This window comes from Paracoccus mutanolyticus (assembly GCF_003285265.1).
GTDB lineage: Bacteria > Pseudomonadota > Alphaproteobacteria > Rhodobacterales > Rhodobacteraceae > Paracoccus > Paracoccus yeei.
The window spans coordinates 1314057-1327720 of sequence record NZ_CP030239.1; the positions used below are offsets into that span (position 1 = coordinate 1314057).

The 13664-nt window shown below is 68.9% G+C and carries 12 protein-coding genes and 6 pseudogenes; 3 read left to right on the plus strand and 15 right to left on the minus strand.

Annotation, left to right across the window (positions count from 1 at the left end; genetic code table 11):
- Positions 1 to 3: 3 nt before the first annotated feature.
- The 5 genes and pseudogenes from DPM13_RS07030 to DPM13_RS07050 all read right to left on the minus strand — a co-directional run bounded on the left by DPM13_RS07030 (position 4) and on the right by DPM13_RS07050 (position 3627).
- Positions 4 to 198: a Trm112 family protein gene (locus DPM13_RS07030; protein WP_028720689.1), complete on the minus strand. Its 195-nt coding sequence runs from the start codon at positions 196 to 198 to the stop codon at positions 4 to 6.
- Positions 195 to 836 (minus strand): LON peptidase substrate-binding domain-containing protein, encoded by a 642-nt coding sequence (locus tag DPM13_RS07035; RefSeq protein ID WP_112887703.1) that lies wholly within the window; start codon positions 834 to 836, stop codon positions 195 to 197. The genes DPM13_RS07030 and DPM13_RS07035 overlap by 4 nt, the downstream gene beginning before the upstream one ends.
- A gap of 2 nt (positions 837 to 838) precedes the next feature.
- Positions 839 to 1749, minus strand: a pseudogene (locus tag DPM13_RS07040) (tetratricopeptide repeat protein).
- Between the two features lie 68 nt (positions 1750 to 1817).
- Positions 1818 to 2603: an exodeoxyribonuclease III gene (locus DPM13_RS07045; RefSeq protein WP_028720692.1), complete on the minus strand. Its 786-nt coding sequence runs from the start codon at positions 2601 to 2603 to the stop codon at positions 1818 to 1820.
- Positions 2604 to 2939: 336 nt separating this feature from the next.
- Positions 2940 to 3627, minus strand: a pseudogene (locus DPM13_RS07050) (response regulator transcription factor).
- A 132-nt stretch (positions 3628 to 3759) separates the two neighbouring features.
- Here DPM13_RS07050 and ribA point away from each other — a divergent pair.
- Positions 3760 to 4833, plus strand: a pseudogene (gene ribA, locus DPM13_RS07055) (GTP cyclohydrolase II RibA).
- A gap of 14 nt (positions 4834 to 4847) precedes the next feature.
- Positions 4848 to 5363: a L,D-transpeptidase family protein gene (locus DPM13_RS07060; protein WP_174714418.1), complete on the plus strand. Its 516-nt coding sequence runs from the start codon at positions 4848 to 4850 to the stop codon at positions 5361 to 5363.
- Between the two features lie 177 nt (positions 5364 to 5540).
- On the opposite strand, the pseudogene DPM13_RS07065 reads toward DPM13_RS07060, so the two are convergent.
- A pseudogene (locus DPM13_RS07065) lies at positions 5541 to 6164 on the minus strand (LamB/YcsF family protein); the annotation flags it as partial.
- Between the two features lie 176 nt (positions 6165 to 6340).
- Between DPM13_RS07065 and DPM13_RS07070 the strand changes: the two are divergent.
- Complete coding sequence (locus DPM13_RS07070) at positions 6341 to 6547, plus strand: hypothetical protein (protein WP_028720696.1); 207 nt, start codon at positions 6341 to 6343, stop codon at positions 6545 to 6547.
- Between the two features lie 31 nt (positions 6548 to 6578).
- Here the strand turns inward: DPM13_RS07070 and DPM13_RS07075 are convergent, their stop codons facing one another.
- The 9 genes and pseudogenes from DPM13_RS07075 to motA all read right to left on the minus strand — a co-directional run bounded on the left by DPM13_RS07075 (position 6579) and on the right by motA (position 13657).
- On the minus strand, positions 6579 to 6872 hold the full coding sequence (locus DPM13_RS07075; RefSeq protein WP_189654863.1) for an I78 family peptidase inhibitor: 294 nt from the start codon (positions 6870 to 6872) through the stop codon (positions 6579 to 6581).
- Between the two features lie 4 nt (positions 6873 to 6876).
- Positions 6877 to 7215 (minus strand): hypothetical protein, encoded by a 339-nt coding sequence (locus DPM13_RS07080; protein WP_112887705.1) that lies wholly within the window; start codon positions 7213 to 7215, stop codon positions 6877 to 6879.
- Positions 7216 to 7331: 116 nt separating this feature from the next.
- Positions 7332 to 7975: pseudogene (locus DPM13_RS07085) on the minus strand (TetR/AcrR family transcriptional regulator).
- Between the two features lie 240 nt (positions 7976 to 8215).
- Positions 8216 to 8602: a hypothetical protein gene (locus DPM13_RS07090; RefSeq protein ID WP_080621182.1), complete on the minus strand. Its 387-nt coding sequence runs from the start codon at positions 8600 to 8602 to the stop codon at positions 8216 to 8218.
- Entirely contained in the window at positions 8599 to 9702 is a 1104-nt protein-coding gene (gene flhB / locus DPM13_RS07095; protein ID WP_112887706.1) for a flagellar type III secretion system protein FlhB, read from the minus strand. The genes DPM13_RS07090 and flhB overlap by 4 nt, the downstream gene beginning before the upstream one ends.
- Positions 9699 to 10457: a flagellar biosynthetic protein FliR gene (locus DPM13_RS07100; RefSeq protein WP_112887707.1), complete on the minus strand. Its 759-nt coding sequence runs from the start codon at positions 10455 to 10457 to the stop codon at positions 9699 to 9701. The genes flhB and DPM13_RS07100 overlap by 4 nt, the downstream gene beginning before the upstream one ends.
- Positions 10454 to 12588, minus strand: a pseudogene (locus DPM13_RS26750) (FHIPEP family type III secretion protein). The gene DPM13_RS07100 and the pseudogene DPM13_RS26750 overlap by 4 nt, the downstream one beginning before the upstream one ends.
- Positions 12537 to 12794, minus strand: a complete 258-nt coding sequence (locus DPM13_RS07110) for a hypothetical protein (protein WP_112887708.1) — start codon at positions 12792 to 12794, stop codon at positions 12537 to 12539. Before DPM13_RS07110 ends, DPM13_RS26750 begins: the two are co-directional and overlap by 52 nt.
- The gene (motA, locus tag DPM13_RS07115; RefSeq protein WP_028720705.1) at positions 12791 to 13657 is read right to left on the minus strand and encodes a flagellar motor stator protein MotA; all 867 of its coding nucleotides are present in this window, start codon (positions 13655 to 13657) and stop codon (positions 12791 to 12793) included. Before motA ends, DPM13_RS07110 begins: the two co-directional genes overlap by 4 nt.
- Positions 13658 to 13664 lie beyond the last annotated feature (7 nt).

A 13664-nucleotide genomic window follows, 5' to 3' on the forward strand; every position in this document is an offset into this window, starting at 1 on the left:
CCGTCAGTCCGCCTTGATCTGGCGCGCCTCGTCGATCAGCATGATCGGGATGCCGTCATGGATCGGGAAAGCCAGACCCGCGGCATCCGAGACCAGTTCCTGCCGCTCCGCGTCATAGCGCAGCGTGGCATGGGTCACGGGGCAGACCAGCGCCTCGAGCATGTGGCGATCGAAACGGCGTTCGGGCGCATCGGTCATTGGATCGTCTCCTCGTCATCGCCGCCCCGCAGGGCGAATTCCAGCAAGCCGTCCAGCATCTCGCGCCGGTCGGACAGGGTCGGGCTTTCCAGCAGCGCCTGCTTTTCCTCGGGGGAAAAGGGCAGCATCATGGACAGCGAATTGACCAGCATCTCCTCGTCCGAGGCCTTGGCGGCCTCCCAGTCGGCGGACAGGCCGCGCCGCGCGGCATAGCGCGCGAGGCGCGCGATCAGGGCCTGGCGGTCATGCGCGCCCTTCAGCGTCTCGGGGCGCGAGGTCAGGTCGCCTTCGAACCCGGCCCAGTCCAGCCTGCCGCGCAGATAGGGGGCAAATCCCTGCTCGACCTCGACCAGGCGAAACCGCGACACCGCCCGCAGCGCGATCATCAGCCGGTTGTCGTCCAGTTCGGTGAAGGACACGATCCGACCCGCACAGCCGATCTGGGACAGGCGCTGGTGACCCGCGTCCACCGGCTGGATCATGGCGATCATCCGCTGCGGGGTCTTCAGCACGTCCTCGACCATCTGCAGATAGCGGGGTTCGAAGATGTGCAGCGGCAACCGCGTGCGGGGCAGCAGGATCGCGCCCGACAGCGGAAACAGCGGCACGCTGGCCGGCAGGTCGACGGCCCGCGGCATGGTCAGGAAAAGATCAGCGACGACAGCCGTCGGCGACCTTTCTGGGCCAGGGGATCGGTGGGCTTCAGCGCGTCGAAGATGGTCAGAAGCTGCGCCTTGGCCGCGCCGTCGTTCCAGTCGCGGTCGCGGCGGAAGGCCTCCAGCAACTGCTCGATCGCCTGCTCGCATCGCCCCCGGCATGCAGCGCGGTGGCATAGTCGAAGCGCGCCTGCTGGTCGGCCGCATCGGCCTCGACCCGGGCGCGCAGGTCGTCGAGCGGCCCGGCCGAAGCCGCCTGGCGCGCCAGCTGCAACTGCGCGCGCGCCGCCTCGACCGGGGCGGCCTTGGCGATGGCGGGGGCGGCGGCCTCAAGCGCCTGCTCGGCGCCCTCCAGGTCGCCCCCGGCGATCAGCGCGCGCACCAGGCCGCCGCGCGCCTGGGCATTCTCGGGCTCTTCCTCGGCGATGGCGGCAAAGGTCTCGGCCGCATCCTCGAAGGCGCCTTCGGCCAGCATCGCCTCGGCCGCCTCGAGCGCATCGGCCAGCCCGCCGTCGTCACCTCCCAGCGCCGCCAGCTTTTCCACGAACTGCTTGATCTGGCTTTGCGGAATCGCCCCCTGGAAGCCGTCGACCGGCTGGCCCTGGAAGAAGGCATAGACCGTCGGGATCGACTGCACCCGCAGCTGGCCCGCGATCATCTGATTTTCGTCCACGTTGACCTTGGCCATGCGGACGCGGCCCTTGTGGCGCATCACCTCGGCCTCGAGCTGCGGGCCCAGCGTCTTGCAGGGACCGCACCAGGGCGCCCAGAAATCCACGATCACCGGCACCGTCATCGAGGCGTCCACGACCTCGGCCATGAAGGTGGCCTCGGTCACGTCCCGGACCAGGTCGGCGGGGGCGGCTTCTGCGGTCTTGCTGCCAAGTTCGAGCATCGGATTCCTCATGGCGCTTCGGGTTGCTCCTTAGATGGAGCAGGCCGCGCCGGCTTGCAAGGTTTCGCCTAAAGGTCGAATTTCGCCAGCACCGGCACATGGTCGCTGGGCTGTTCCCAGCCGCGGACGGGACGCAGGATGCGGCTGTCGTGGCCGGCGCCGGCAATGTCGGGCGTGGCCCAGATGTGGTCCAGCCGCCGGCCCTTGTCGGCCGCGTCCCAGTCGCGCGCGCGATAGCTCCACCAGCTGTAAAGCAGGCCTTGGGGAATGTCCTGGCGGGTGATGTCGACCCATTTGCCGGCGTCCTGGGCGGCGCCGAAATGCTCGACCTCGACGGGCGTGTGGCTGACGATCTTCAGCAGGGCCTTGTGGTTCCACACGTCATCCTCGCGCGGGGCGATGTTCAGGTCGCCCACCAGGATCGAGCGCGCAGGCCGGTCGGCGTGAAAGGCGTCGCGCATCTCGGTCAGGAAATCCAGCTTCTGGCCGAACTTGATGTTCTGCTCGCGGTCGGGAATGTCGCCGCCGGCCGGGACATAGACATTGTGGATGGTGACGCCGTTCTCCAGCCGCGCCGCGACATGGCGGGCATGGCCAAGACCGGCATAGTCGCGGTCGCCCGCGTCCTCCAGCGGCAGCTTCGACAGGATCGCGACGCCGTTATAGCCCTTTTGCCCGCGCGCCACGATATGGCGATAGCCCAGGCCCCGGAACAGCTCCAGCGGGATCTTCTCGACCGGGCTCTTGGTTTCCTGCAGGCATAAGACGTCGGGCATTTCCTCGGACAGCAGGCGGCAGACCAGGGTCTCGCGCAGGCGGACCGAGTTGATGTTCCAGGTGGCGATGGTGAACATGGCGGCGTCTCCTTGGATCGGCAGCGGACCCTAGGGCGCAAGGCCCCGCTTGTCCACCGGCGCCGCCAGCCGGGGGCGCTTCGCCCCCCGGACCCCCGAGGATATTTGGGCAAGAAAGAACGAACCCGCCCAAGCTTCTTTCTTGCCCAAATATCCCGCAGGGGGAGGCCGTCGCGCAGCGGCGGACGGGGGACGCGAAGTCCCCCCTGCCCCGCCCGCCAAAAGGAAACCCGGCCGCCGGTGGGGACCAGGGGCCGGGTCGTCATGTGGCCGCATCCTCCGGCCACCGGACTTCGCAGGCCAAACCCACGCGGACCGCCGCCAGTTCCCGCGCGCTCAGGCGACCAGCCGGTAGCCTCCGGATTCCGTCACCAGCAGCCGCGCGTTTGACGGATCGGGCTCGATCTTCTGGCGCAGGCGATAGATATGGGTTTCCAGCGTATGGGTGGTGACGCCGGCGTTGTAGCCCCAGACCTCGTGCAGCAGGATGTCGCGCGGCACCACGCCGTCCTGGGCGCGGTACAGGAACTTCAGGATGTTGGTCTCCTTCTCGGTCAGGCGGATCTTGCGGTCCTTCTGATCGACCAGCATCTTCATCGCCGGCTTGAACGTATAGGGGCCAAGCTGGAAGATCGCGTCCTCGGATTGTTCATGCGTGCGCAACTGCGCCCGCAGGCGGGCCAGCAGCACGGGAAACTTGAAGGGCTTCGTGATGTAGTCGTTGGCGCCCGAATCCAGCCCCAGGATGGTGTCGGCATCCGTATCGTGGCCCGTCAGCATGACAATGGGGCATTTCACGCCCTGCTTGCGCAGCTTCTTGCACAGTTCGCGCCCGTCGGTATCGGGCAGGCCCACGTCCAGCACCACCAGGTCGAAGATCGCGCCCTTGGTGCGTTCCACGGCCTCGTGGCCCGAGCCCGGCCTCGAAGACCTCGAAATCCTCGGTGGCGGTCAGTTGCTCGGCCAGGGCCTCGCGCAGGTCTTCCTCGTCGTCGACCAGCAGGATCTTTTTCAGTCCGGCCATTCTTGCCTCCTTTGGCTTTATGGCGGAAAGGTGATGATGCGGGGGGCATGCGTCCAGCGCATTGCGGCGATCCTCACATGGAGTTGTCGGAAATCGCCCCTATGTTTCAGATTGTTTCAATGCGGGCTGCCGATGACCCTGACCCCCACCCTGATCCCGACCCTGGCGGAAAGCGTCTCGCGCGCCCGGACCGATCTGCGCATGGGCCTGCCGGTGGTGCTGGGCGCCCATCTGGCGGCCGCGGTCGAGACCTTGCCGCCCGACCGGATGGCGCAGATGCTGGCCCTGGGCCACGCCGTCCTGGCGGTGACCGAACGCCGCGCCGGCACGCTCAAGGCGATGGTCTATGACGGCGACCTGGCGCGGATCGAGCTGCCCCGGGACGCGGACCCGGCCTGGCTGCGGGCGGTGGCCGATCCCGCGGGCGATCTGATGACGCCGATGAAGGGGCCCTTTCGCCTGGCGCGCGGCGGCGACGTGACCGCCCACCGCGCCGCCATCGCGCTGGCGAAATCGGCGCGGCTTCTGCCGGCTGTGCTGCTGGTCGCCCTGGCCGAGCCGCCGCAGGGGCTGGTGCAGCTGGCACCTGGGCCCGTGCTTGATCAACTGGCGGCCGAATCCCGGCTGGCCCCGGTCGCCGCTGCCCGCCTGCCGCTGCTGGCGGCGGAAAATTCCAAGCTGCACATCTTTCGCCCCGACGACGGCGCCGCCGAACATTACGCGGTCGAGATCGGCGCCCCGTCCCGCGCCCGGCCGGTGCTGGCGCGGCTGCACTCGGCCTGTTTCACCGGCGACGTGCTGGGCAGCCTGAAATGCGACTGCGGCCCGCAACTGCACGCCGCGCTGGCGGCGATGGGCCAGGCCGGGGAAGGCGTGCTGCTGTACCTGAACCAGGAGGGGCGCGGATCTGCACTGGCCAACAAGATGCGCGACTAATCCCTGCAGAACCAGGGGTTCGACACGGTCGAGGCCAACCACCGCCTGGGCTTCGAGGATGACGAGCGCGACTTTCGCGTCGGCGCCGGCATCCTGCGCGAGATGGGGTTCGCCTCGGTCCGGCTGATGACGAACAACCCGCGCAAGGTCGCCATGCTGGAAAGCCACGGCATCGCCGTGACCGAGCGCGTTCCCCTGGTCACGCCGCGCAACCGACACAACACCGGCTATCTGGACGTGAAGGCCGCGAAGTCGGGCCATCTGCTGTGATCCGCCTGACGCCCATGGGCCTGCTGTTCCGCGGCCGGCTGATCCCTTGCGCGGTGGGCCGGGGCGGCATCCGCCCGGACAAGCGCGAAGGCGACGGCGCGACCCCGGTGGGGCGCCACCGGATCGTCGGCCTGCTGTACCGCCCCGACCGGCTGGCCCGGCCGGCCGCCTGGGCGCGGCCGATCCTGCCGGGCGATCTGTGGTGCGACGCCTCGGGCCATCCCGACTACAACCAGCCGGTGCGCGTCCCTTTCGGTCCCAGCCACGAGGCGATGCGTCGGCCCGACCCGCTTTATGACATCGTGCTGGTGACGGACTGGAACCACCCCCATGCGGTCGCGGGCGCGGGCTCGGCCATCTTCCTGCACCAGTGGCGGCGGCCGGGGTTTCCGACCGCGGGCTGCATCGCCATGGCGCGCCGGGACCTGATCTGGCTGGCGGGCGCGATCCGACCGGGCGAGGCGCTGGCGGTGCCAGCCCTGCCCCGCTGGCCCGCACGGCGCCGGCAGGCCCGGCCCGGCAAGGACTAGCCCGCCGCCGAGCCGCCCCCGGCATCCGGTTCGGCGCGGGCCCGGTGAAGGACGCCACGCCGATCCCCGCCGCGACCAGGGCCGCGCGCAGTTCGCGCGCCATCCGGACCGCGCCGGGGCTGTCGCCGGAACGCAGATGCTGTCCGCCGCCAGCCGCAGGGTCGAGCCGTCCACCGCCTGGACCAGGCCTTCGGTCGCCAGCCGCACCATGCGCGCCGCAATCGTCCCGGGGTCGCGCAGGACCGCCCCCGCCTGCCCCCGGGGCACAAGCGTGCCCTGCGCCGTATAGGCCCTGTCGGCAAAGGCCTCGGCCACCGTGGCCAGCCCCGCCTCGCGCGCGCGGGACAGGATCGGCGCGCCCGCCAGGCCCATCAGGATCAGGCTTGGGTCGACGGCGCGGATGGCGGCGATCACGGCATCGCCCTGGCGCAGGTCGCTGGCGATGGTGTTGTAAAGCGCGCCATGCGGCTTGACATAGCCGACGCGGGTGCCGGCGGCCCGCGCCATGCCCTGCAGGGCGCCGATCTGGTAGATCACGTCGGCCGCCAGATCGTCCGGGTCGATCTGCATCGCGCGGCGGCCAAAGCCCACCCGGTCGGGATAGGAGACATGCGCCCCCACGGCCACGCCCCGGCGTGCGGCCTGGCGCAGGGTCGCAAGGATGCCGGCGGGGTCGCCCGCATGAAAGCCGCAGGCGACATTGGCCGAGCTGACGATGTCCAGCATGGCGGCATCGTCGCCCATCGTCCAGGCGCCATACCCTTCGCCAAGGTCGCTGTTGAGGTCGATGGAATGAAGCATCCGGGCGGCTCCGCTTGCCAGTCATCCCGTCAGGCTGCGGCGTCTCGGCCGTAAAGGAAAGAGGCATGGCGTCCGGGCTGGCCAAGGCGCGGACAAATTCGACGCCCCGCCGTTCCGGGCAGGGAACGCGGGCGGCGGCTTGCGGGTTCACCTGAAGTCACGCGCCGGAGTCCCAGATGAACCGTCCCGATCCTCATAACGAAAAGCCGGGCCCGCGCCGGGCAAGCCGCGCCGCCATCTCGGTCGTGGTCATCATCCTGGTGATGGTGGTCGCGATCTTCGTCCTGCGCCAGTTCTTTCATGCCGAAACACAGCAGGAAGACCCGGCCAGCGTTGAGGCACCGGACAACACCGCAGGCGAGGGCAGCGCCCCCGCCCAGTGATCCCGCTCCGCAGACCGCGACCGCCGGCGTCTCAGTAGCAGCCGATGCGCCCGATCCGCCCGTCCTTGCCGATCTCGACGTTCAGGCGGTCGGGGCGGAAATCGGCGGTGATGGCCTGGCCCGGCCGGATCACCCGCGCCGACTGCGGCAGGGTCATCTGCCGGACGACCACTCGGGCTGGCCCATCCAGGCCCTGCAGCTTCTCCGCGCCGCAATCGCCCTGCGGCAGCGACGGGGCCGACGTGCCCTTATCCGACGGCGGCGCGGGCTGGTCGCAACCCGCCACCGCCAGGCCAAGGATCAGCATCCAGGGTGCGGGGCGCATCGGATCAGCCGCAGTCGATGTTGTAGATGTTGCCCGCGGCATCCAGACGGAAGACGATGCGCAGGGGGTTGTATTCCTGCGGCTCGATCCCGCGGTATTCGACGACGCGGTATTCGCGGGTAACGCCCAGACCGGGAATCACCGAGCCCGGTTGACCCAGGGCCGAGATATAGTTCTTGGCGTGGCAGGCGTCGGGTTCGCGCGATTCGAGGCCGGTCACGCCAGCGACCGGGGTCACGGGCACGGGTTGGACCGCGGACACCGGCTCGACCACGGGGGCGGGGGTGGGGGCGCAAGCCGTCAGCATGGCCAGGGCGGCAAGGGCAAGGAAGGGTCGGATCATTGCGAAGTCATCCAGGGTGCTTGAAATTCTGATCCGGCATCATAGGCATCCGCCCCGAAAATGAGAAGCGCCCCCGGAAACGCGCGTCCCGCCCCGTGTCCTGGCCGCCGCAGCCCCTATTCGGCGGCCATGGCATAGGCCGTCTTGGCCCCGCCGTAATAGGCCAGAAACATCTGGACCGCGGCCGAATTGACCTTGCGCAGGATGTCCTTGTCGACCGCCCCGCTGCCCAGGAACAGCGCGCGGTCGTGGATGCTGACGCTGGCAAGCTCGATCAGCGGTCGGCGGCCAGATCCAGGTCGGGAATGCGCAACTCGCCCCGCTCGACGCATTGGCGCAGATAGCGCACGAGTTGCTGGCGCAGCAGAAGCGGGCCCGCCTCGTAATATTCGCGCGCCAGCGCGGGGAACCGCTCGGCCTCGCTGGCGCTGATGCGGAACATGCGCAGCCCGAAGTCCGACACCATGTGCGCCGAGATGATCTGCACGATAAAGGGCAGGACCTGCGCCACCGGCAGGTCGACCTCGATCAGGGCGCTGGCATCGGCGGCCTCACGGGCCAGTTCGCTGCGAAAGACCTCGATGAACATCACGCGCTTGTCTGGAAAATAGCTGTAGAGCGTCGCCTTGGACACGCCCGCCTCACGCGCGATGTCGTCAACGCTGGCCCCTTCGAACCCGTCGCGCAGAAAGATCGCCCGAGCCCCTTCCAGAACCTGTTGGAACTTGCGCCCCCGCGCAATCGGAAGAGCCTTCGACATCAATGCCCACCCCCTCGTTAACCATCCGGCGGCATGGGCCGGAAAAAACCACTGATCCAAAACAAGCCGATATTCGCCGGCATACTCGTCATAGGCGAATTCGCGATTCTTGCAAAGACGGCCGCGCATCGGACCGCATGCCTGTGCCCGCGCGGTATCAGGCGGATGCCGGAAGTCTGCGGGTCCTTTCAACGGGCCTGGTCTTGCAAGGATCGGTCCGGATGGTCGGCGCGGTTTCCGTCAGGGCCGCAGCTTCCGCTCTGCGCGGTCCCGCGCGGCTTTGGCCGCGTCTTGCCCCAGGGTCTTCAGAACCTCGACCCGGCCGAATTCGCGCTTGGCCAGGGCGCGCGCCGCCTCGAACCCCGGCAGCATCTGGCGCAGGTCGGCTTCGGCGCGCAGCAGGGCACGCGTGCGCTCGCCCGCAAGGGCATTGGCCAACCGCGCCTCGGCGACGGAAAAGGCGGCTGGCGCGGCATGGATCGCCTGCAGATCGTCGCGGATCGCCGCGATCCGCTCCTCGGCCGCCGTGACATGGGCGCGATAGGCGGAAAACCGGCGCATCTCGAGGTCGGATTTCAGCCGGGCCAGGCGTTCAAGCTGGGCCAGCGCGGCGGCGCGGCCGGTCATCTCGGCCCTCCCGACACCGGCACGGCGCCCCAGCCTGCGCGCGCCTTCTTGCGCATGGTCTCGGCAAAGCGGATGGCGGCGGCGACGGGGGCGAAATGTTCGGTGCGAATCTCCTCTCCGATCTCGACGGTGGCGTGGATCGCGCGGGCGGCGGGCGGGTCGGACCAGATCGGCACCTTGTGTTCGCCCGCCCGTTCGCGGATGCGGCGGGCGACCTCGTCCACGCCCTTGGCCAGGCAGACCGGCGCCCGGCCGCTGCCGCGCTTCCACTCCAGCGCGACGGCATAGTGGGTCGGGTTGACGATGACCACGTCGGCCTTCTCGACATCGGCCAGCATGGCGTTCATCACGATATCGACGCCCTTCTGCCGGCGGGCGGCCTTGAAATGGGGGTCGCCCTCGCTTTCCTTGTGCTCGTCCTGCATCTCCTGGCGGGACATGCGCTGGCGGCGCAGATACTCCATCCGCTTCCACAGCATGTCGACGGCGGCAAAGACGCAGCCGATCCCCAGCGCCAGCAGGACGGCCTGGTCCAGAACCCGGCCGAGCCCCGCGACCCATTGGGCGTCGCCCATCCCCTCGGCCGACATGATCCGACCCAGAAGCGAGGCGTAAAGCATCCAGCCTCCGACCCCCAGGAAACCGACCTTCGTCAGCGACACGGCAAAGGTCACCAGGCCCGAGGCGCCGAATTTCTGCGCCGCGTTCTTGAAGGGATTGATGCGGTTCAGGTCGGGCAGCAGCTTTTCGGGCGTGAACAGGATCTGGCGCTGCACGACCAGTCCGGCCAGGATCGGCAGGGCGATGATCGCGACAAAGGCCAGCAGGCCCCCGGCCGCCCCGACCGCCATCTGCCGCGCCAGGTCCATGACCGACTGGCCGCGCGCCTCGGGCCAGGGTTCGGCCCCCATCGCGCGCGCGCCCATGCGGACCCAGGACGGCACCGCCCAGGCCGCGGCAAAGGCCAGCCCCAGCCACAGCCCGACATACATCAGCGCGGCCGGCAGTTCGGGCGAACGCGCGATGTCGCCTTTTTCCCGGGCCCGCCGCAGCTTCTGTTCCGAGGCGTCGTATTGCTTGTCGTCGGAGTCCTCGCTCATGGCAGGTCATTCCCCATCATCGCCAGCACCGCATCGGCCCACACCCACAGGATCGACGGCGTCAGCAAGACCAGCGCCAGCAGCGCCATCAGGATCGCGCCGGGCGCCGCGATGAACATGACCGGCAGCGCGGGCATGACCTTGCTGACCATGCCCGACAGGACCTGGAACAGGAACCCGCCCAGGATGAAGGGCGCGGCCAGAAGCATCGCCAGCATGAAGGCACGCTGGACCAGCGCGATGACGCGCGGCAGCAGGTCGGCGATGGCGGGCCATTGCCCCAGCGGGCCGAGCGCGAAGCTTTCGCGCAAAAGGTCGCAGAGCAGGATGGGAAACCCCAGCGCCATCAGCAGGGCAAGCCCCGCCAGGTGCATCAGGCTGCCGACCGGATGGGGCGAATATTCGCTTTCGGCGCCGATCAGCTGCGACAGCGAGGCGGTCGCCGCGATGGCCGAGGCCGCGATATCCAGCGCCAGCGCGAACAGCCGCACCATCCCGCCAAGGACCAGCCCCACGACCGTCTCGGCCGCGCAAAGCAGGGCAAGGCCGGGCAGGCTGTCAGGCGGAGCGGCCAGCCGGGCGTGCTCGGCCAGCAGGGGCGTCAGGCACATGGCCAGCGCCACCCGGACCCGCGCTGGCAGGGTGCGGGCCGAAAAGCCCGGCACCGAAAGCACGCAGGCCTGCACCCGGCAATAGGTCAGAAGCCAGGCCAGGCCCAGTTCCGCCAGATGCGGGTCCAGCAGCAGCGCGTTCATGGCGAGACGGTTCCGCACAGGCGGATGCGCGCAGCCGGGTCGATCTCGTCCAGGCCCAGCACCGGCAGGGCCACGCCGGCCGAGCCCAGCATCAGCCGCACCAGCCGCCGGCGGTGGTCGGGCACGCCCAGCACCGGCTCGGTCGCGGAGGGCAGCCCGGCCAGAACCTTGCGCAGGGCTTCGACCAGCCGCTGCAGAAGCTGCTTGACGATGTGCAGGCCGCCGTGCCCGGCCTCGGTTTCGGCGCGGGTGATCTCGGCCTCCCATTGCGGGTGCAGTTGGATCAGATCCAGATGCCCGTCACGCCGCCAGAAACTGTTCGGGTGATCTGGGCGCGCAGGCGGCGGCGCACCAGTTCAAGCGGCGTCGGGCGTGGCGGCGTTCCGCGCCTCGTGGACCGCATCGGTGATCAGCACCAGGTTGCGCACCGAAAGCCGTTCTTCAAGCATGCCGCGCAGGACCGCCAGCAGCAGGTCGGGCGAGACCTTGTCGGGCACCATCCCGTCAAAGAAGCGCTGGTTCATCTGCGCGCGATGCTCATCGGAAAGATTGCACAGTTCGCGGATCATGCGCTGCATCGCCGAAAGGGTCAGCAGCGCGGGCAGGTTGGACTTCACCACCTCCATCAGGTGGGTGGAAAGCACCTCCATGGGGATCACGACGGTCGCGCCGGCCACCGCCGCCTCTTCCTGCCGGTCGGGGTCGATCCACTTCGCGGCGCTGCCATAGACCGGCTCTCGCACCTCGTCGCCGGGCAGGTCCTGCAGAATGGCGTCGGGCCCAAGCGCCAGCACGCCCCGCGGCAGAAGCTGGCCGCGCCCGCGCACGACGCCCTGCAACCGGATCACATATTCTCCGTCGGCAAAGCCCGTGCCGTCGGTGATGCGCACGTCGGGCAGGATCAGCCCGTAGGCCCGCGCGATGTGCAGCCGCAGGTTGGTGATGCGCTGGCCAAGCCCCCTGCCCTGGTCCAGCGCGCTGACGATCAGGCCGGGGCCGATCTCTATGCTGATCTCCTCGGTGTCGAGCACGTCGCCGATCCGAGCCTGGGCGGGGGCTGCCGGCAGGGCCGGCTCCGCGTCGGTCAGGACCGGAGCCTGCGCCTCGCGCCGGCGGATGCGCCAGACCAGCGCGCCCAGGATCGCCGCCAGCGTCAGAAAGACCGGCACGGCATGCCCGGGATCATCCCGATCACCAGCATGCCGCCCGCAACCACTGCCGGAACCTGCCAGTTCGCCATCAGCTGTCGCGACAGCAGGTCCGCGGTCGTTTCGGTCGCGCCCCCCCGCGACAGCAGCAGCGCCGCCGCCATCGAGGTGATCAGCGCCGGGATCTGGGACACGAGGCTGTCGCCGATGGTCAGTCTGGAATAGGTCGAAAGCGCCTCGGCCACCGGCATCGAATGGACCAGGATGCCTGCCGCCAGACCGACGAACAGGTTGATCAGCGTGATGATCAGACCGGCGATCGCGTCGCCCTTGACGAATTTCGACGCCCCGTCCAGCGAGCCGTAGAAGCTGATCTCGCGCTGTTCCTGCATCCGGCGGCGCTTGGCCTCGTCATGGTCGATGGCGCCCGAGTTGAGGTCGCCGTCGATGGCAAGCTGCTTTCCGGGCAGCGAATCCAGGGCGAACCGGGCCGAGACCTCGGCCATGCGCCCCGAGCCCTTGGTGATGACCATGAAGTTGACGACCGTGATCACCGCAAAGACCGTCAGCCCGACCAGCAGCGAACCGCCGGCCACGAATTCGGAAAACCCGTTGATGACATGGCCCGCGGCGGTCGGCCCGTTCTGCCCGTGGGTCAGGATCAGCCGGGTGGTCGAGACGTTCAGCGACAGCCGTATCAGCAGCGAGACCAGCAGCAGCACCGGGAACGCCTGGAAATCGGTCGGCCGCTCGACCAGCGAGGCCATGACCAGGATCAGCGTCGCGGTGGCGATGGAAAAGGCGATGCCCACGTCCAGAACGGCCGCCGGCATCGGCAACACCATCGACAGCACGATGACGACCAGCCCGCCCGTGATGATCAGCGGGCGCGCCGGCCACCCCCCGCCCGGGGGCAGCGTATCCACCGCCGTCACGGCGCCTTCTCCTGGCCCGCCGGGGCAAGCACGCGGTCGATGGGCCATTCCGGCCCTGAAAACAGTCCCGAGCGCGCAGGAACACCAGAAGCGCAGGCGCGTCGGCCGATGGCGGTCATCATCCGCGCCTCCATGTCGGCGGGCATCGCCTCGCTCGCCAGCATCGCCTCGGTCGCCTGGGCGATCAGGGCATCGGCCGACGCCGGCGCAGGCGTCCCCGCCACCGCGGCAGTCAGAAGAAGCGGCCAGATCACGACGCCCTCTTGAGATCGCGGAGCGCGGTTTCAAGGCTGCCGAAGCTGGGCCGGACGTGGTCGGGCGCGGCCTGGCGGCCGACCTCGACGCACAGGTTCGTCGCATGCTGGTGCAGGCCCGCGACCAGGACCGACTTGATGACGTCGTAAAAGGCCTGGTCCTGCTTGACGACGGCCTGCAGCCGCTGCGCAAAGGGGGCGACCAGCGCATAGGCCAGAAACACCCCCAGGAAGGTTCCGACCAGGGCGCCGCCGATCATGCCGCCCAGAACCTCGGGGGGCTGGTCGATCGCGCTCATGGTCTTGATGACGCCCAGGACCGCCGCGACGATGCCCAAGGCGGGCAGGGCGTCCGCCATGTTCTGAAGCGCGTGGGGGGCGTGCATTTCCTCCTCGTTCATCAGGCCGATGCGCTGGGACAGCATTTCCTCGACCTGATAGGGGTCGTCGTAGTTCAGGCTGGAGGATCGCAGCGTGTCGGTAATCAGCGAAACCGCGTGTTCGTCCTTGAGGATCTTGGGATAAGCCTGGAAGATCGCCGAGTTCGCCGGGTCCTCGACATGGCTCTCCAGCTCGACCGGGTTGGCGCGGGCGATGCGCAGCAGCTGAAACAGCAGGCACAGCACGTCCTGAAGATCGGCTTCGTGCCATTTCGGGCCCTTCAGCGACCGGCCCAGACCGCCGAGCGCGTGCTTGATGACGGCGGTTTCGTTCGACAGCAGGAACGAGCCGACCGCGGCACCCCCGATCATCATCATCTCATAGGGCAAGGAATGCAGGATGACGCCCATCTTGCCGCCGGCCATCACATAGCCGCCAAAGACCATGGCGAAGGTCACCGCGATACCGATCATTCCGAACATGACTGTC